Source organism: Arthrobacter rhizophilus (genome assembly GCF_026241105.1).
Classification (GTDB): Bacteria; Actinomycetota; Actinomycetes; order Actinomycetales; family Micrococcaceae; genus Arthrobacter.
On the sequence record NZ_JAPFFT010000025.1, the window covers coordinates 42,955 to 59,722 of the forward strand.

Genomic DNA, 16,768 nt, shown 5'->3' on the forward strand with positions numbered 1-16,768 from the left:
GGCCGCCAACTTGTGCGTCTGGCTCACTTTGGTGCCATCCGGATAGCGCCGTCGAGGCGGATGGTTTCGCCGTTGAGCATGGCGTTTTCCACGATGTGCGCCACAAGGTTGGCGTATTCGGCGGGACGGCCAAGACGGGCGGGGTGCGGTACTTGCTGGCCCAGGGAGAGCTGCGCGCCTTGCGGCAGGCCGGCCAGCATGGGGGTTTCGAAGATGCCTGGCGCAATGGCCATCACTCGGACCAGCAAGCGCGCGAGTTCACGGGCCAGGGGCAAGGTCATGGCGGCCACGGCTCCCTTGGAGGCCGCATAGGCGGGCTGACCGATCTGGCCGTCGAATGCCGCCACGGAGGCCGTGTTGATGATGACGCCGCGTTCCTCACCGCCGAGTTCGGTGGACGCAGGCTCGTTCTGGGCCATCGCGGCAGCGGCAAGTCGGATGACGTTGAAGGTACCTACGAGGTTGATCTGGATGACCCTGTTGAAGATCTCCAGCGGCAGCACGCCGTCCTTGCCGAGCACCTTGCCTGGGGTTGCCACGCCCGCGCAGTTGACCAGGATCCGGAGCGGGCCCAGGGCGACTGCGGCGTCGACGGCGGCCTGCACTTGCTCTTCGTTGGTGACGTCGGCGGGGACGAACACGGCCCTACCGGCAGCCCCTGAGGCGTTGAGTTCGGCGGCGAAAGCCTCGCCAGGAGAAGAGTGGAGGTCAAGCAGCACAACCGAAGCTCCGGCGTCGAGCAATCGCCTGGCGGTGGCGGCCCCAAGTCCCGAAGCCCCGCCGGTAATCAACGCAACTGCGCCTTTGATGTCCATCCATCCTCCTCGATGCAGAACCAAAATCCGTTAATGAATGTTAACTGAATCACTTTGATTGTGCACTGCGGAGGGCTCAACGGCCAAGCGCGGAGAGTTAGGCTGTCACCATGTCCGCCCCCGACACCTCGCAGGGCACCTCCGGAACACCGGACTGGGCCGCACGAGCCGACGACGCCGCGCGTTCGGTCACCCGGCATTTCGGACGGCGCCTCCTCTTCCTTCCCGGAACACACCTCGCTGCGTCGATCCGGCCCTCCAGCCGATTTCCGGGTCAGCCGTGGAACTACTGGTGGCAGGCGCAATACGCCGATTGCCTCGTGGACACCGGGTTGCGCGAATTGGCCGAAGGATCAAGGTTCGACGGCGGCGACCGGCCCAGCGCAGGCCGGCTCGCTTCACGCCTGGTCACCAGCATCCGGCTTCGCAACTCCCTGCGCTACGTGAACAGTTACTACGACGACATGGCATGGCTGGCCCTCGCAACGCTGCGCCTGGACGGCCTGGCCGAGAGGGCGCACAAACCCGGCCGCGGCCGCAACGCCCGGTTGCAGAAAAGCCTGTCCCCGCAGTTCGAGTCTGCCTCCACCGACGATCTGGGCGGCGGCACCTTCTGGAGCAAAAAGCGCGATTTCAAGAACACCCCCGCTACGGCCCCGGTGGCCCTGCATTTCGCCCGAACCGGCAAGCCGCAGCGGGCCCAAGGGCTCCTGGACTGGCTTCACGCCACGCTCTTCGAACCCAACCGGGGCCTCTACCTTGACGGTGCGCGGATCCAGGAAGGCAAGTTGGTCCTGGCGGACGAGATCTACACCTACAACCAGGGCCCAGTGCTCGGCGCCCTGCTGGAACTGGGCGGAGCAGCGAACCTGGCACGTGCTGCCGCCCTGGTGAGCTCGGTGGCCGAACATCTGACCGTCCATGGAACTGACACTCAGGCGAGGCTCGTTCTTCGCGGCGAAGGAACCGGCGACGGCGGTCTTTTCACCGGGATCCTCGTCCGCTATCTGGCGCTCGCCGCCGGGGACATGCGCTTGCCCGCGGCCATCCGCGCTACCGCCCGCCAGTTAGTGCTCGATACCGCGGAGGCGCTGTGGGCGGGGCGAACTGTGCGCACCGTGCGCCCGGACGAAGCCGCCGACGGCGGCGGCTGGCTCATCTTCTCGACGGAACCACTGCGTCCGGCCGCCAACGCGTACCCGGCGGGCACCGCCGTCGAGCTCTCCACCCAACTGCAGGCGTGGATGGTGCTGGAAGCCGCGGCGCGCATTCAATCATCGATTGCTCCGTGAGCGTCGTTTTCAGCCTCCAAAACGTCACTTACGGGGGCCCACGCCAGCGAGGGCCCCGGCCTGAGCTTGCGAAGGCTGGGAGCTGGTGGGGAGCAATCGACGGGGGTAGAGGCTTCGTCACACGCACATTTCCGGCCTGCCTGTCGGTGCCGCGGCCTAGGCTGGAGCTGTGAATCCGATCCCGAGTCCGTTTCCTGTCACAGTGGTCGCTCCGCCGCCGGAATGGTGGCAGATTCTTGGCGCGCTCAGCCCGCTCGCTGTCCTTGCTGCGGCGATCGTTGCCGCGATCGTAGGCCTCCTGTCCCTGCGGCAGAAGGCGCGGGCGGACGACAGGTCCGAGTGGTGGCGCCGCGCTCAATGGGCGCTGGACGCGTCACTGTCCCGCAGCCGCTCCGAGGCCGAAATGGGCCAGAAAGCCATCGAGCTTCTGGGCCAAAGCGAGCTCGCGTCGCGGGAGGAACTCGCGCTCCTCAAAATCGGCACTGAGGACGCCATCCTGGCAGCTGCCAAGGCATCTGAAACCCGCACCCTTACCCCTTCGCAACGTCCGGATTCGGTGAGCCCCGAGGACCGCAAAGTGCAGATCGCCGCCGCCAAGGCCAGGGTCATGTTGGACCGGCGGCTCAGCGAGGACACCCCAGGCTGGATTGTTGCGCTGTCCCAGGAGAAGCCCGAAAAGCCCGAGAAGCCCGAGTAAAGTCCCGGCTACTCTGCCACGGCCGGCTTTTTCTTCTGCGGATACGGGGTCTCCTGCCTCGCCAGCATCTCCACGAAACCAGCGATCTTCCTGGCCCGCGTCTCGGCCTTCTTCACCGAGTTGGTGCGGTAGATCAGGGCAAAGCGATTGACCGACGTCAGCACGTCGAACATCTCCTGGGCTGCCGGAACCGCGGAGATGGCAGCAGCGAGGTCCCCCGGAACTTCCGCGTCCGCCTGGCCCACGTATGCAGCCTCCCAGCGCCCGTCCGCCTTGGCGCTTTCCACGGCGGCCCATCCAGCCGCGGTCATCTTCCCTTCGGCTTCCAAACGGGCAATGTGACCCACATTCCGTTTGGACCAGGGGCTCTTTGGGCCGCGACGGGTCATACGCTGGAAGACGCTTTCGTCGTCGCGCCTTCTGCCTTGGCCGTCGATCCAACCGAAACAGAGGCACTCATCCAGGGCAGCGGCATAGTCCAGTTCCGTCACGTTGCCGCCCTTTTTGTGCAGCACCAGCCAGACGCCGGGGCTATCGGCACCATTCTTTTCGAGCCAGGCCCGCCATTCGGCAGCATCTTTGACAATCAGTTCTTCAAGTTCAACAGCCATGGCCCCATTCTGGTGCCAGCTAGGCTGAGACGAAAGCCCACCCGCTGCTCCGACCCACGCGGTCCAGGCCCACGCCCCGGAGGATCCATGCTGCGCGTCCGTCCCATCCAGTTCACGTCCGACGTCGCCGGCTGGAAACACCTTCTTACGGCGCTGGGGCTGGTGTGCGTCTTGGACCGCGGGGATTGGTTGGAGTTCGACGCCGGATCGGGCCGGGTGGCCTTGCACCGGACTTCCGCAGACTCGCCCGACGACGGCGCGACCGCGTTCGGCGTCGAGGTCGGGCACCTGGCCGAGTTCGCCCGACGCACCATGGCCGACGGGACCCGTGCCGAACTGTTCGACGCCGGTCACGGCCAGGCCGTCCGCATCACTGCAGGCGACGGCTTCACGTTCCTCGCGGACAAGGCGACCAGCGGCGCGACCAGCCCGGACGCCGATCCGGGGCTCGCCGTCGTCGGGACCTGGCTCACGCCGGATGTGCCGGGGGCCGCGCAGGAACTGCGCAACATTGGCGCAAGGCCGCGGCGGGCGTCTCCGGACGCCGCCGATTTCAGCACGAAAAACGGCGGCATCCTTTTGGTCCGGAAGTCACCCGAGACTGCCACGGGAGGCCTCGCGTTCGAGTACGACGGCGACCTCGCGGCACTCGAGGTCCGGCTCGCCGCCGCCGGACTCGCCGCGGCCCGAGCCGGCTCAGTCCTCGCGGTCCCGGACCCGCTCGGCAGGACGATCAGTGTGGCCGGGCCCGCCTAACCAAACCCTCGCTCACCTTTATGGGTCTTTCCCCCGACGCTTCTGCACATCATCTGCAGGAGCGTTCCGCCGTTTGGGCTCATAAGTGAAGGAGCGTCGCCCGGTTTGGGCTCATAAGTGAAGGAGCGTTCAGGGAATCCTGATCCGGCGAATCGCTCGACTAAATCCTGGCTGTCTGATTCGTACGGCGTGGAACGGCATTGGATGGGGTAGAACTTAACCATGAGTGTTCGTACCCCTGATCCCTACTCCGGCTGGCTTTCCGATGAAGACCTCTTCGAAGCCCGCGGCCGCCTCCCCATGGTTTACGTGGAGGCGGTTCCCGTGCGTCTGGATCCACTCGGATTCGTCAACGAGGTAGGTACCCTGCTTCAGGGCGACGCCGACGGCGCCATGGTCCGTTCCTTCGTTTCCGGCCGCGTGCTCTACCGCGAAACCATCCGGGCCGCGCTGTTGCGGCACATGGAAAAGGACCTCGGGCCGCTGGCCTTTCCCCAGCTGCCTGTCAGCCCCGTGCCGTTCACGGTGGCCGAATACTTCCCGGCTCCGTCGCAGACCGGTTTCACGGACGACCGCCAACACGCCGTGTCGCTCGTCTACGTCATCCCCGTGACGGGCGAATGCGAACCGCGCCAGGACGCCCTCGAGCTGACGTGGATGACCCCCCAGGAGATCCTCAGCGACGACGTGCAGCAGGAATTCAGCGGCGGTCGCGGCAATCTGGTGCGCCAGGCTTTGGCTTTTGCCGGCGTCGGACAGTAGCGGCAGCGGCGGGTAATAGCCACCTCCCCGATTTGTTCGATGGGTTTTATAGACTGTTGGGCGGACCCCAAGAGAACCAAAGGACTTCCGATGACTCACAGCCCGGCCGACCAGCAGTACCGTGAAAAGCAGGCTGGGGCCCTGCAAATCGGGGACTACCTGTTCCTCCCAGGGGATGGTCCCGCAGGGGAAATCACGCAAATAGAGCTCGAACACGACGATTTTGGTGTGCCTGCTCTCGTCCTGGTCACCACCCTCGACGGCAGAAACGTGCGGATCGCCATCGGGTCCAGCGTCCCGGTCGGCGAGGCGGCTGTCACTATCGACGACGACGCGCTGGCAGAGGAAGATCCTGCGCCGCTCTTGAAGCCGGTTCCCGGCGACGCGCCCGACGCCGTTACCTCCGACGGCGGCGACGCGCCCGACGCCGTTACCTCCGACGGCGGTGACGCACTCGCGGACACGGTTCCCGCCGTCGTCGTACCTCCTTTGCCCGCGGTGGCACCCATCGTGAGCGGGCCCAGCGGGCCGGGCCCCGCGCAGCTCGCGCTGATCCCGGAACCGACGGGTTCCCCCGAGGACGTGGTGGCCGCCGCTGCCGAGGCGCACCCGGGCAGGAACGGCGTCGCGGTACTGAGCGAACGCCTCGTGAAGGGCATCAACACGAAGTCCGGAAGCTGCCTTCGGGACCTGAGCGACCTGGCCCACGATCTCTTCATCGAGTTGCGGGATCCGGACCATGCCCTCGCAGTGGCCGACATCCTCAACGTGCTTCCCTACGACGGAAACCGCGACCGGTGGATGTCCGTGGAGCGTTCCCTCGCACTTTCCAGCTTCATTTGCCGTGAGCTCGGCCAAACGGAACGCGCCGAGGTCTACGATCAACTCCTGCAGGCACCGGACACCTTGGAGACAGACCCGTTCAAGGCCAGGATCAACGCCAAAGTCCGCCAACGTGGGCTCAACGAACCGAATCTGTACGACAAGGAAATCTTCCGCTCCATCGACAACGGCAACCGCGATGCCGAGCGCGAATGGCGGTTGCTCCGCCTCGAAACCCTGCTGTTCCTGCGCTCGCACGGCGGCTCGACAACCCTTGGCGTGGGCGAACTCGATCACCGGATCGCGAACGAGCTCGAGGCTGTGCGCGCGTAGGCGCCAGCGGAGGATTCCGCAAGACCTGTCGCGTTCGCTCCAACGGCGGTAGATTCGGGCCATGACGAACAATCTGAGCGTTGTGGTTAATGCCGACGCGCAGCAAGTTTGGACTTCGCTGCGTGAACCGTCGCTCGTGGCTCAATGGCACGGCTGGGAGGCCGATGAGCTTGGCGACGAAATCAACCAAATCTATTTCACCCCCAATGTGGTTGAAAATTCCGACCACACGAGCCTCACCGTGAATGGCGGGGACGTCTTCGAACTCACCCCGGTCAGCGGCGGCACCGAGGTCCGCGTAACGCGGGCCGCCTTGGACCACGATTCCGAATGGGCCGCGTGGGACGAGGACATCACCCAGGGTTGGCTGACCTTCCTGCACCAGCTCCGGTTCGCTCTGGAACGCCATCCGCACGGGCACCGGCGCACGCACTTTGTGGCCCTGCCCGGCGGTAGCGGCTCTGGCATCCAGAAACTGGGGCTGGCCGACGTTCCAGCTCCTGGGGAGGAATACTCGCTGACGTTGCCCACGGGCGAGGCCCTCTCCGGCAAGGTCTGGTTCCGGAGCAATCATCAGGTAGGCCTGACCGTGCACAGCTATGCAGAGCATGGGGACGGGCTGCTGATTGTGGCGGACCAGCCGGTGATCCCGGAGAAAAGGCCCGACGGCGGCACTGTCGTGATCGCGTCGACCTACGATCTGGGTGCCGCCAGCCTGGACTCGATCCGCTCCCATTGGGACAGCTGGAAGGCTGAGAACTACCCCACAGAGGTACATTCGCACTGACGATTCACGCTCCGGGGCTGGCAGACTGTAACGGTGCCAGCCGATTCCTCCCTGCCTCATTCCGGGTCTTACTCCGAGTCCGGTCCTTCCGCGCTCGTGGCTGCCCAGCAGTCCGCGTTTTCCTTCGAGGTGGTCGCGCGGCTCGGCGAAACGCGCCGGCCGTCGTCGGGCCTTTCGAACGCCGACGGCGGCAGCCGTCACGACCGCGGCAGGCGCGGAGACTTCCTGGGCCGTACCGGCACCATCACCACACCGCGCGGCCAGATACAGACGCCCGCGTTTATCGCCGTCGGGACGAAGGCCACGGTCAAGGCAGTGCTGCCCGAATCCATGAAGGAGCTCGGTGCGCAGGCGTTGCTGGCCAATGCCTACCACCTGTATCTGCAACCGGGCCCGGAAATCCTGGACGCGGCGGGCGGGCTCGGCGCGTTCATGAACTGGGATGGGCCCACGTTCACCGACTCGGGCGGCTTCCAGGTGATGAGCCTCGGCTCGGGATTCAAGAAGGTCATCGACATGACGTCCGTGGACACGTCCGGGCCCGACGACGCGGTGGCCCCGGGCAAGGAGCGGCTGGCGCATGTGGACGAGGATGGCGTGTGGTTCAAGTCGCACCTGAACGGGGACCGGCACCGTTTCTCGCCGGAGATTTCCATGCGGGTGCAGCACCAGATCGGCGCCGACATCATGTTTGCCTTCGATGAGCTGACCACCCTGCAGAACTCCCGTGGCTACCAAGAGGAATCATTGGAGCGGACGCGTCGCTGGGCCGAGCGCTGCGTGGTGGAGCATCAACGCCTGACTGCTTCCCGGGTGGGGAAGCCGTACCAGGCATTGTTCGGCGTCATTCAGGGGGCGCAGTACGAGGACCTCCGCCGGAAGGCATGCCGGGATCTTGGCGGGATGCCCTTTGACGGCTTCGGCATCGGTGGCGCCTTGGAGAAGGAAAATCTCGGCACCATTGTGCGTTGGTGCAACGAGGAACTTCCCGAGAACAAGCCCCGGCACCTCCTAGGAATCTCCGAACCCGACGACATTTTCACAGCCATCGAAAACGGTGCCGACACCTTCGATTGCGTCTCCCCCACCCGCGTGGCACGCAACTCGGCGTTCTACACGCCGTCCGGACGGTTCAACCTTGCGGGGGCTCGCTACAAGAAAGATTTCGGACCCCTGCAGGACGGCTGCGACTGCTACACCTGCGCCAACTATTCGCGGGCGTACATTCACCATTTGTACAAAGCTCACGAGATGGTCTCGGCCACGCTCATTTCCATCCACAACGAGCGCTTCGTCGTGAAGATGGTGGACGACGCCCGCCTGGCCATCGAGTCCGGGGACTTCTTCGAGTTCAAGGCCGAGACCTTGGGGCGGTACTACTCTTAGCTCCCGGTCGCCTCCGGCCGAAATCGCTGGAACGGTGCCGGTTCGCCGGAGCGTTCGGGCGACCCGGGACAGTTCCGGCGACCCCACGTTTTCCACATAGCCGACTAAGCAGCTTCCGCGGGCCTCCGCCGCCCGCGAGGCTGGATCAATGACGCCTTCCCAGCGACCTTCGCTCCCGGACAAGGGAAACCTTTGGCGCACCGATCAACTCAACGCACATGGGCTTAATTCCCGTGCAATCCAGCTCTTGCTGCGTCGCGGCAAGCTAGTCCGGCTACGGTACGGCTGCTATATCCGGGCCGCGCTCTGGGAGAAGCAATCCGCCTGGATCCGCAGCACGCAACTGATTTACGCCCACGCGCATGGAACGCTTACGACGTCGGCGGGAGACTTCGTATATAGCCACACCTCGGCGGCGCGGCTGCACCGCCTCTTCCTCTGGAATGTTGACGACCTCATCCACATCCTGCTGCGGGTCCGGCCGTCCAGCGAGCGCCTCGGCAAGGACGTCCGCGGACACACACGGCCTTTCGACGAGACGGACATCGTGACAATCGGAAACTTGCGGGTCACCTCCTTGGAGCGGACGGTGGTGGATTGCGCCATGCTACTCAGCTACAAGCAGGCGCTGGTGCTCATGGACCATGCACTCAGGCTTGGCGCTGATCGTGCGCAAATGCAGGCCATGGCCGACGCATTGGATGGCCGACGCGGCATCAGGAACCTTCGAAAGGCCCTGGTCAACGCCGATCCGCGATCAGAGTCCGCCGGCGAAACCTTGTGCCGCGAACTCATCTCGCGGCTGAAGTTGCCGATGCCTGAACCGCAGGTTGAGGTGCAGAGCCGGGCAGGTCGGCATCGGCTCGACTTTGCCTGGCGGGAGGCAAAGGTCGCGTTGGAATTCGACGGAAAAGCCAAGTACTTCGATTTCAAGCCAACAGCCGAGGTGATTTTCCAGGAGCGGCGCCGGGAGAAGGCCCTGAGCGAGGACGGCTGGCGCTTCGTCCGCGTGGAATGGAAGCACCTCTTTCGCGAGCAGCAATTCAAGAACCGGGTACTGAACGCCCTCCGTCGCCAAACCAGCCTGCCACCGTCGAGATCGCCGGAACGCGCCCCGGTCGCCGAAACTCTCGGGCGAGCCAGCACCGTTCCGGCGAGTTGGCGCCGAGGAGAACCTTACGGGCGGTCCGCCGTCGTCACGCCGATCACCAAGAGCACCACATTGAGCACGACGGCGGGCGTCACCAGGAGTTCGGGGGCGTTGAACAGCATGCCCAGAGCCAAAGGCACCAAGGCGAAAAGGCTCAGCACGTAGCCTCGGATCCTGGTTCCCAGCATTGCGGGCCCGCTCCGTCCAAGCTGCATGAGGTAGACCAGCTTGGTCAGGTCTTCCTGCTGGCGGAAGGCTCGTCGCAGCATCCCCGCCCCCAAGCCGCCGCCCGCCGCCGCACCCAGGACCAGGAGCTCCACCCGGAAGCCACCGGCCAGCACAAAGAATCCGGCAGCCGCCGTCGTCCACAACCCCATCAGCATGACCGGCAGCGCGACGTGAACCCAGCGTGAGGCCGTCCTGGAAATCGGGAGGAGCGCGTCGAGGCTCGGGGCCATGCGCAACTGCCAAAGCGGCCCGGCCGCCGCTGTGGAAGAGAAGATCGCCGCCGCGAGCAGCACGGGAAGCAGGATGATGGGTGAATCGAACGTCTGGATCAGTCCGGTTAGGGGAACGACGGCGAGACCCAGGCCCCAGCGCCACAATCGGCCGGGTTGCCGCGCGAGGACCGTCGCTTCCGCGTGGAAGAGCGCGCCCGCTGCGGTGCGGGGCGTGCCCGGAAGCCTCACCCTGCTCCGTTTTCCCCCGCTGGAAAGCGAGGCACTGAGTTCTCCTGTGTCCATCAATGTCAGCGCAGCCTGGACATGTCCCCTCGCGGACCCCGCCTTGAGCAGCGACGTCGTGCGGACGCTGGAGAGCTTGTTGCGCATGCCGAGCGCCGCGGCAACCAAGGCGACAGCAGGGGCGACGGCGAAGATCCAGTTGCCCTGCAGCGTCCCGAACAACATCGCGCCGAGGACTGCCGAGAGGCCTGCCAACAACCACGAGGTTGCCCGGCCTTGCTGTCGAGCCGCTCCTTGGGGCCCGGCCGGAGCCGCCAAGCGCGTCTGGGCGAACGCGGCCAGCGCGAGGATCGCCGCACCGGTCAACGCCCCGGCGAGGATTCGCCAGACAAACACAGCGGCGTTCGAGCCGCTGATGATCGCTACGGGAACGGTGGCGAGGGCACCGACGACGGCGGCGGCCAAGACTGCGCGGCGCAAGCCTCGGGCTAGAAGGGGTTCGCGGTTGATGGCCAGCGAGTACCACCAGTGCCGCTGATTCGCCGTGATGGCCAATGGCCCGAGCCGGCCGGACACCCAATAGGCCGCAAGACCCAAGAGCCCGAACCCTGCCACTAGTCCATACTCAACAGGTACGACTCCGTAGTTACCCGAAAGCAGATGCCCGCCAAAGCCATGCTCCGCTGCGGCGGTGAGCCCGTTGAGCAAACCTGTCGCGTAAATCAGGCCGACCCCGAACGTCAGGAATTGGACGTACAGCTCATTGAGCCTTGAAAGCAGGGACTGGCCGCGTGGGCGAATAACATTGCGAGTTGCACGCTCCGGGTCGAAGTCCACGAAAACCGGTGGCGTTGGGGCAGCGGTGGACATGCTCACCGTCGGATCCTCGCCACGGCTTCCTCGGTACCAACCACGCGCGCACCGCCGTCGTCGACAATCACCGCCCGGGTACACGCCGCCTGGGCGACGTCCGCATCGTGTGTGACCATCACGACGGCCGCATTCTTCTTCGCCGTCCGGGCAATCCGCTGCGCCAGAAGGCCACGCATGCGGGTGTCGAGCCGTTGCTCCGGTTCGTCCAAGACAAGCAACTCGAAAGGCCGGATGAATGCCGAGGCCAGGAGGAGCTTGCGGCGCTGTCCCGAGGAAAGCTGATCCGGAAACGCATCGGCCACCGTTTGAAGCTCGAAGAAGTCGATCTCGTCCTCCACAGCCGCATCGGGGTTGGCGATACCATGCCCGCGGGCCACGAGGGAGAGGTGCTCACGGACCGTGAGGGAATCGAAATAGGCGTCCTCGTCCAACAGCACCGAGACCTTGCTGCGAAACAGGGCAGAGCGGTCGTCCGGCATCAAGCCAAGCACGTGGGCATCGCCCTCAATGGCGGCCTGGGCGCCAATCATGGTGCGCAGCAGGGTGGACTTGCCGGCACCGTTTTCGCCCACCATCCCGAGTACCTGCCCCGAGAAAACCTCGACGTCGAGCGGCCCACACACGGGATGGTCGCCGTAGCCTGCAACAAGATTCGCTGCCGTCAAAACGGCGTTCCCTGGCTTCATCCTCTGAACCTACCGGATTATTCTGCGACTCCCCCGAGCCCCCGACGCCCGCTCACACAGGTCGCCTACCAGCCCGACGCCCGCTCAAGTTCAGAAGTGAGCGAGCGTTGCTGATTGGGGCGATCATTTGCAGGAGCGTCGTGGACTGCCGGGCGGATGAAGGGGGCTCCGCGATTCGGTGTTCCTCGATGCGAGAATGGGGGAGGTTCCGCGGTTTGCATGCGGGTCCACCACCAGTGCTAATACAGCGGGGCGCCGTGCTCACTCCGGCCGCCTGCGCGAACCACTACGAACGGACAAACGATGACGTCAGCTTCAGAATCCCAGACCCTAAGTAAACCCGCGCCGCGCTTCGCGTCGATAGGCTCCCCATACTTTGGCATCATGCTGGCATGCATGGCCGTGGTGCTGATCCTGTCCAACATCGGCGCTGCCAAAGGCGTGGTCTTCGGGCCGATCATCACTGATGGCGGATTCTTCCTCTTCCCACTCGCCTACATTCTTGGCGATGTGATGAGTGAGATCTACGGCTTTAGGGTGGCCCGCAAAGCAATCATCACCTCGTTCGCCCTGTCAGCGTTCGCATCGCTCTGCTATTGGATCATCATCGCGCTCCCCGGTTTCAATGACGACTACGGCATTGCCAAGCAGTCTGCCATCGAGGGCGCACTTGGGCCGGTCCCGCAGATCGTCCTGGCTTCGCTCCTCGCATTCCTCGCTGGCCAGACCATCAACTCCCTGATCTTGGTAAAGATGAAAGCCCGAACCGGCGAGAGGACCCTCTGGGCTAGGCTCATGGGCTCATCGGGGGTGGGGGAATTCGTGGACACGCTGATCTTCTGCAGCATCGCGGCCTCGGTCATCGGCATCACGGATTTCGGAAGCTTCGTCAATTACGTCGTGGTTGGCTTCGTCTACAAGGTCGCTTTCCAGTACATCCTCGTGCCCGTGACATCCTTGGTCATCGGTTGGATCAAGAAGCGCGAACCCAGCTACTGGGCGTGAGCGGGCGTCCCACCGAAACCCGGCATACGTGAGCGAGCGTCGCACCGAAACCCGGCATACGTGAGCGAGCGTCGGAAGACAAGGCTCCGTTCGAGGCCCTCTGGCAAGGCGGCGCCCCTAGGGCAAGCTTGGTCGAAGACCGGCTGAGCGGCTGGACACAGAACGGCCCAAGGGCGAGGGTGGGCGCATGGCGGAGCGTTTCGAAACTGTGGACGAGTACATCGCGTCGCGGCCGGACGACGTGCAGACGATTCTGCGGGAGATCCGACGGCGGGCCCTGGCCGCTGTGCCCGGAGCCGGGGACAGGATCAGCTACGGCATTCCCACCATCACCCTCGACGGCCACTATGTGGTTTATTTCGCGGCCTGGAAGCACCACATTTCCGTCTATCCAGTGCCCGACGGCGACGGGGAATTCGAGCGGGAAATCGCCCCTTACCGGGCCGCCAAGGGCACCTTGAAGTTCCCGTTCGGGAAGCCGATGCCCTATGAGCTGATCGAAAGGGTGACGGCGCTGTTGGCTGAGCGCGGGCGGGCGGCTACTGACAATCGGCCTGCGCGAGGGGTACGGTACAGCCATGCGCCGCGATGAGCTTGAGCATGCCATCAGGGCTGCCACCGATATCATTCACGGCGATCGGGTGATCGTGATCGGCAGCCAGTCAATTCTGGGGTCCTTCACGGAGGACGAACTGCCTGCGGCAATCACCATGTCGGACGCGGTCGACATAGCCCCGTTTTCCGACGACGACGCCGGCACGCTTGCGGACAGCATCGATTCCGCACTTGGTGAATGGTCGCCTTTCCACAACGAATTCGGGTTCTATGTCCAGGCAGTCGAAAGGGAGACCGCGGTGCTCCCGGAAGACTGGGAGTACCGCCTTGTGGGTGTGCGCAATGAGGCGACCCGGAACAGCACCGGGCTTTGCCTGGATCCCTACGATCTCTGCGCAGCCAAGCTCATTGCGGCACGGCCCAAGGATCACGAGTTCGTTTTGGCGCTTATCGGAGCGTCCCTCATCGACCAGGCCAGGCTCGTGGACAGAATCAGGCTGATCGACCCCTCCGAGCCTCGACGCGATGCGGCTTTGTCCTGGGCCATGTCTGTGTGACTCGAACTGAAGGAGCAAGGTGATGACCAAGGTAGTGGCGTTCATGTCGATGTCCCTCGACGGCTACGTGGCGGATCTCGAGGACGGCGTCGACGAAGTCTTCGACTGGTACTTCTCAGGTGACGTCGACGTCCCCACCTTCAACCCGGACTTCACCTTCCACCTTTCTGCCGCAAGCGCCGAACACGTTCGGGCCCTCATGGGCGATGTGGGGGCGATGCTCACCGGTCGGCGCACGGCGGACCGCGCCGGTGCCTGGGGCGGGCAGCACCCCTTCGGCGTGCCTGCGTTCGTCGTGACTCATCAGATGCCCGAAGGGTGGCCCCGATCCGACTCAACGGTACATTTCGTCACCGACGGGCTGGAAAGCGCCGTCGGGCAGGCAAAGGCAGCGGCGGGCGACAAGATCGTCGGCATGCACGGGCCGGACACCATTCGGCAGTGCCTCGACGCCGGGCTGCTCGACGAAATCCGCGTCGACCTGGTTCCGCTGCTGCTGGGATCCGGTATCCGGTTGTTCGATCGCCATGAGAACGCGCCGATCGCTTTGGGCAACCCGACTGTCGTCGAAGGTGTGGGCGTCACGCACCTGAACTACCCGGTCCTCAAGTAGGGCCCGGCCACGCCGCCCGGCGAGTCAAGCTCCGGCCCGCCACTCCCGCACAAAAACTACCCCGAGTGCGCCTCCAGGAACGCGTACACCTCGGTCTCGTCGACGCCGGGGAACGCGCCCGGCGGCATAGCGGCCAGCAGGTGCGAGTGCGCACGGGCGGACGGCCAGGCGTTGCCTGCCCAGGAAGAAGCCAACGACGCCGGCGGGCGCTTGCAGCAGTTCGGGTCCGGGCACGTTGAGGTAGCCCGCGCCGTCGTCTCCCGCCCGCGGAACCACTTCACGTGCTGGTACGGCACGCCGATGCTGAGTGAAAACTCCCCCGCGGCCGATCGCTCGGTGCGCGCCGTGCACCAATAGGTGCCGGAGACGGTGTCGGTGTATTGGCTGTAGGCGCTGAACTTGTCCGGAACATCGAACACGGCCCGCGACGTCCACGCCTTGCACGCTGGTTGGCCCTCGATGGCGCCGGTATGGTCCTGCGGGAAGGCCACGCCGTCGTTCTCGTACGCCTTGTAGATGATGCCGCTCTGATGGGTCTTCTGGAAGTGCGTGGTGATGCCCAGGTGCTTCGTGGCCAGGTTGGTGAAGCGGTGTGCCGCGGTTTCGTAGGAGACGGCAAAGGCGTCCCGGATGTCCTCGACGGCGATCTCCTTGGCAGCCTTCGCCTTCTGCAGGAACTCCAGGGTGGCGTTCTCGGGCAGGAGGAGCGCCGCGGCGAAATAGTTGGTGGCGACTCGCTGCGCCAGGAAGTCCCCGTAGTTCTTGGGAGTCTCGTGGCCCAGAACGTAGTGGCCAAGGGCCTGCAGGAGGACCGACCGGGGATCGTGATCCTGGCGCTGGCTCTGCGTTAGGTAAATTCGGTGATTCTTTAGATCGGTCACCGAACGGGTGGAATGGGGCAAATCGCCCACGTGGTGCAGCGTGAATCCGAGGTGGTCGGCGATGTCGGCAATGACGTGCTGGCTCAAGGGCCCGGAAGTGTATCCCACCCCTTTGAGCACCTTCTGCGCTTCGGCTTCGTACTCCGGAAAATAATTGCCCCGCTCACGCATCATGGCACGTAGTTCACCGTTCGCGCGGCGGGCCTCTTCCGGCGTCGCAATCTGCTCGTTGAGCCTGCGCTCAAGCTCCTGCAGGAGCCCTATTTGCGACTCCAGCACATCGAGCGGAAGCCGCGCGCTGACACGGATTTTCGGCAGGTTCAGGGACTCATAGAGGGGCCCGCGTTGGTACCGTTCCAACTCGATTTCCAGGGCGGCGCGGCGGCTGGGCGGTTCTGCCCCGAGAAGCTGGTCGATGCCCACGTTCAATGCGGCCGCGAGCTGCTTCAGCAGGCCCAATTTGGGCTCGCGCTTGCCGTTCTCAATGAGGCTCAACTGGCTAGGGGCGGTCCCGACGGCGGCACTCACGTCGTCGAGGGTCAGCCCGGCCTGCTTGCGCAGATACCGCACGCGGCGGCCCAGGCTAATGACGTCCAGTTCGGCGTCAGAGGCGGACGACGACGGCGGCGGTACTTCGCGGTTCCAGCTCACGGGTGACATTTCTTGAGCATACGCGAAGAAGTGCATTTCTTTCCATGGTTTTTCTCTAGTAAGTCCCTTGGAAGTACTGAAAAGTAAGAACTACGGAAACCCCGGCCGGCCGGAACTGCAAAGGCGCAGCCAAGATCGGCCGGGGCTACATACACAGCAACACGCCAAAGTAGCGTCAAAGGAGACAGAACAATGACCGCAGCATTTGAACCAGAGCAGCCCACCTCCGCTCAGCAGCAGGCCGCCGCACTGGAGCTCGAATGGGCTGCCAACCCGCGTTGGGAAGGCGTTACCCGCGATTACTCGGCCACCGACGTCGTCCGCCTCCGCGGCCGGGTCTCCGAAGAACACACCTTGGCCAGGCGCGGCTCCGAGAAGCTGTGGAAGCAGCTCACGGAAGAGCACAAGGAAGGCAAGTACACCAACGCGCTCGGTGCACTGACCGGCAACCAGGCCGTGCAGCAGGTCAAGGCCGGGCTGCGGGCCATCTACCTTTCCGGCTGGCAGGTAGCAGCCGACGCCAACAACTCCGGCCACACCTACCCGGACCAGTCCTTGTACCCGGCGAACTCGGTCCCCACCGTGGTCCGCCGCATCAACAACGCCCTGCTCCGCGCCGACCAGATCGAATTCTCCGAGGGCATCCAGACCGTCGAGGACTGGCTGGTCCCGATCGTGGCCGACGCCGAAGCCGGTTTCGGTGGCCCGCTGAACGCCTACGAACTCATGAAATCCATGATCCAGGCTGGCGCCTCGGGCGTGCACTGGGAAGACCAGCTCGCGTCGGAAAAGAAGTGCGGCCACCTCGGCGGCAAGGTGCTCATCCCTACCCAGCAGCACGTCCGGACCCTGA

The 16,768-nt window shown here is 64.7% G+C and carries 17 protein-coding genes and 1 pseudogene; 13 read left to right on the forward strand and 5 right to left on the reverse strand.

Features of this window, described 5'->3' with window-relative positions:
* Positions 1-23 precede the first annotated feature (23 nt).
* Positions 24-815 carry an SDR family NAD(P)-dependent oxidoreductase gene (locus tag OOZ51_RS17900; RefSeq protein WP_265981123.1) on the reverse strand — a complete coding sequence of 264 codons (792 nt, stop codon included), beginning with the start codon at positions 813-815 and terminating at the stop codon, positions 24-26.
* Between the two features lie 110 nt (positions 816-925).
* Here OOZ51_RS17900 and OOZ51_RS17905 point away from each other — a divergent pair, with 110 nt between their 5' ends.
* Together OOZ51_RS17905 and OOZ51_RS17910 are read left to right on the forward strand one after the other, a co-directional pair.
* On the forward strand, positions 926-2,107 hold the full coding sequence (locus tag OOZ51_RS17905) for a glycoside hydrolase family 76 protein (RefSeq protein ID WP_265981124.1): 1,182 nt from the start codon (positions 926-928) through the stop codon (positions 2,105-2,107).
* A gap of 169 nt (positions 2,108-2,276) precedes the next feature.
* On the forward strand, positions 2,277-2,804 hold the full coding sequence (locus OOZ51_RS17910) for a hypothetical protein (protein WP_265981125.1): 528 nt from the start codon (positions 2,277-2,279) through the stop codon (positions 2,802-2,804).
* A gap of 8 nt (positions 2,805-2,812) precedes the next feature.
* Here OOZ51_RS17910 and OOZ51_RS17915 read toward each other — a convergent pair whose 3' ends face one another.
* Entirely contained in the window at positions 2,813-3,415 is a 603-nt protein-coding gene (locus tag OOZ51_RS17915; protein WP_265981126.1) for a YdeI/OmpD-associated family protein, read from the reverse strand.
* 87 nt (positions 3,416-3,502) lie between these two features.
* Here OOZ51_RS17915 and OOZ51_RS17920 point away from each other — a divergent pair, with 87 nt between their 5' ends.
* From OOZ51_RS17920 to OOZ51_RS17945, 6 genes and pseudogenes are all read left to right on the forward strand, one after another.
* Positions 3,503-4,171, forward strand: coding sequence for a VOC family protein (locus OOZ51_RS17920; RefSeq protein WP_265981127.1), 669 nt, complete (start codon positions 3,503-3,505; stop codon positions 4,169-4,171).
* A gap of 222 nt (positions 4,172-4,393) precedes the next feature.
* Complete coding sequence (locus OOZ51_RS17925; protein WP_234754938.1) at positions 4,394-4,933, forward strand: NUDIX hydrolase family protein; 540 nt, start codon at positions 4,394-4,396, stop codon at positions 4,931-4,933.
* 90 nt (positions 4,934-5,023) lie between these two features.
* Positions 5,024-6,088, forward strand: a complete 1,065-nt coding sequence (locus OOZ51_RS17930) for a DUF6707 family protein (RefSeq protein ID WP_265981128.1) — start codon at positions 5,024-5,026, stop codon at positions 6,086-6,088.
* Between the two features lie 61 nt (positions 6,089-6,149).
* Positions 6,150-6,875, forward strand: coding sequence for an SRPBCC family protein (locus tag OOZ51_RS17935; protein ID WP_265981129.1), 726 nt, complete (start codon positions 6,150-6,152; stop codon positions 6,873-6,875).
* Positions 6,876-6,971: 96 nt separating this feature from the next.
* Positions 6,972-8,261 carry a tRNA guanosine(34) transglycosylase Tgt gene (gene tgt, locus OOZ51_RS17940; RefSeq protein WP_416346407.1) on the forward strand — a complete coding sequence of 430 codons (1,290 nt, stop codon included), beginning with the start codon at positions 6,972-6,974 and terminating at the stop codon, positions 8,259-8,261.
* A gap of 148 nt (positions 8,262-8,409) precedes the next feature.
* A pseudogene (locus OOZ51_RS17945) lies at positions 8,410-9,333 on the forward strand (type IV toxin-antitoxin system AbiEi family antitoxin domain-containing protein); the annotation flags it as partial.
* A gap of 104 nt (positions 9,334-9,437) precedes the next feature.
* Here the strand turns inward: OOZ51_RS17945 and OOZ51_RS17950 are convergent.
* Together OOZ51_RS17950 and OOZ51_RS17955 are read right to left on the reverse strand one after the other, a co-directional pair.
* Positions 9,438-10,964 carry a DUF6297 family protein gene (locus OOZ51_RS17950; RefSeq protein WP_265981141.1) on the reverse strand — a complete coding sequence of 509 codons (1,527 nt, stop codon included), beginning with the start codon at positions 10,962-10,964 and terminating at the stop codon, positions 9,438-9,440.
* A gap of 2 nt (positions 10,965-10,966) precedes the next feature.
* The gene (locus OOZ51_RS17955; RefSeq protein WP_265981130.1) at positions 10,967-11,653 is read right to left on the reverse strand and encodes an ABC transporter ATP-binding protein; all 687 of its coding nucleotides are present in this window, start codon (positions 11,651-11,653) and stop codon (positions 10,967-10,969) included.
* A gap of 303 nt (positions 11,654-11,956) precedes the next feature.
* Between OOZ51_RS17955 and OOZ51_RS17960 the strand changes: the two genes are divergently transcribed.
* The 4 genes from OOZ51_RS17960 to OOZ51_RS17975 all read left to right on the forward strand — a co-directional run bounded on the left by OOZ51_RS17960 (position 11,957) and on the right by OOZ51_RS17975 (position 14,383).
* Positions 11,957-12,658 (forward strand): queuosine precursor transporter, encoded by a 702-nt coding sequence (locus tag OOZ51_RS17960; RefSeq protein WP_265981131.1) that lies wholly within the window; start codon positions 11,957-11,959, stop codon positions 12,656-12,658.
* 187 nt (positions 12,659-12,845) lie between these two features.
* Positions 12,846-13,250, forward strand: a complete 405-nt coding sequence (locus OOZ51_RS17965) for an iron chaperone (RefSeq protein ID WP_265981132.1) — start codon at positions 12,846-12,848, stop codon at positions 13,248-13,250.
* Positions 13,237-13,770: a DUF6036 family nucleotidyltransferase gene (locus OOZ51_RS17970; protein ID WP_265981133.1), complete on the forward strand. Its 534-nt coding sequence runs from the start codon at positions 13,237-13,239 to the stop codon at positions 13,768-13,770. The genes OOZ51_RS17965 and OOZ51_RS17970 overlap by 14 nt, the downstream gene beginning before the upstream one ends.
* Positions 13,771-13,792: 22 nt before the next feature.
* Positions 13,793-14,383 (forward strand): dihydrofolate reductase family protein, encoded by a 591-nt coding sequence (locus tag OOZ51_RS17975; RefSeq protein WP_265981134.1) that lies wholly within the window; start codon positions 13,793-13,795, stop codon positions 14,381-14,383.
* Positions 14,384-14,439: 56 nt separating this feature from the next.
* On the opposite strand, the gene OOZ51_RS17980 is transcribed toward OOZ51_RS17975, so the two are convergent.
* The gene (locus OOZ51_RS17980) at positions 14,440-15,951 is read right to left on the reverse strand and encodes an XRE family transcriptional regulator (RefSeq protein ID WP_265981135.1); all 1,512 of its coding nucleotides are present in this window, start codon (positions 15,949-15,951) and stop codon (positions 14,440-14,442) included.
* Between the two features lie 156 nt (positions 15,952-16,107).
* Here OOZ51_RS17980 and aceA point away from each other — a divergent pair.
* Positions 16,108-16,768 (forward strand): isocitrate lyase (aceA, locus tag OOZ51_RS17985; RefSeq protein WP_265981136.1); only part of this gene is annotated, 661 nt, incomplete at its 3' end.

Excerpts from the sequence above, each read along its gene's own strand:
- OOZ51_RS17970 (WP_265981133.1), top strand. The coding sequence starts at position 13,237 with ATGCGCCGCGATGAGCTTGAGCATGCCATCAGGGCTGCCACCGATATC.
- OOZ51_RS17960 (WP_265981131.1), top strand. The coding sequence starts at position 11,957 with ATGACGTCAGCTTCAGAATCCCAGACCCTAAGTAAACCCGCGCCGCGC.
- OOZ51_RS17955 (WP_265981130.1), bottom strand. The coding sequence starts at position 11,653 with ATGAAGCCAGGGAACGCCGTTTTGACGGCAGCGAATCTTGTTGCAGGC.
- OOZ51_RS17980 (WP_265981135.1), bottom strand. The coding sequence starts at position 15,951 with ATGCACTTCTTCGCGTATGCTCAAGAAATGTCACCCGTGAGCTGGAAC.
- OOZ51_RS17905 (WP_265981124.1), top strand. The coding sequence starts at position 926 with ATGTCCGCCCCCGACACCTCGCAGGGCACCTCCGGAACACCGGACTGG.
- OOZ51_RS17975 (WP_265981134.1), top strand. The coding sequence starts at position 13,793 with ATGACCAAGGTAGTGGCGTTCATGTCGATGTCCCTCGACGGCTACGTG.
- OOZ51_RS17935 (WP_265981129.1), top strand. The coding sequence starts at position 6,150 with ATGACGAACAATCTGAGCGTTGTGGTTAATGCCGACGCGCAGCAAGTT.
- OOZ51_RS17915 (WP_265981126.1), bottom strand. The coding sequence starts at position 3,415 with ATGGCTGTTGAACTTGAAGAACTGATTGTCAAAGATGCTGCCGAATGG.
- OOZ51_RS17920 (WP_265981127.1), top strand. The coding sequence starts at position 3,503 with ATGCTGCGCGTCCGTCCCATCCAGTTCACGTCCGACGTCGCCGGCTGG.
- OOZ51_RS17950 (WP_265981141.1), bottom strand. The coding sequence starts at position 10,964 with ATGTCCACCGCTGCCCCAACGCCACCGGTTTTCGTGGACTTCGACCCG.
- OOZ51_RS17900 (WP_265981123.1), bottom strand. The coding sequence starts at position 815 with ATGGACATCAAAGGCGCAGTTGCGTTGATTACCGGCGGGGCTTCGGGA.
- OOZ51_RS17925 (WP_234754938.1), top strand. The coding sequence starts at position 4,394 with ATGAGTGTTCGTACCCCTGATCCCTACTCCGGCTGGCTTTCCGATGAA.
- OOZ51_RS17965 (WP_265981132.1), top strand. The coding sequence starts at position 12,846 with ATGGCGGAGCGTTTCGAAACTGTGGACGAGTACATCGCGTCGCGGCCG.
- OOZ51_RS17930 (WP_265981128.1), top strand. The coding sequence starts at position 5,024 with ATGACTCACAGCCCGGCCGACCAGCAGTACCGTGAAAAGCAGGCTGGG.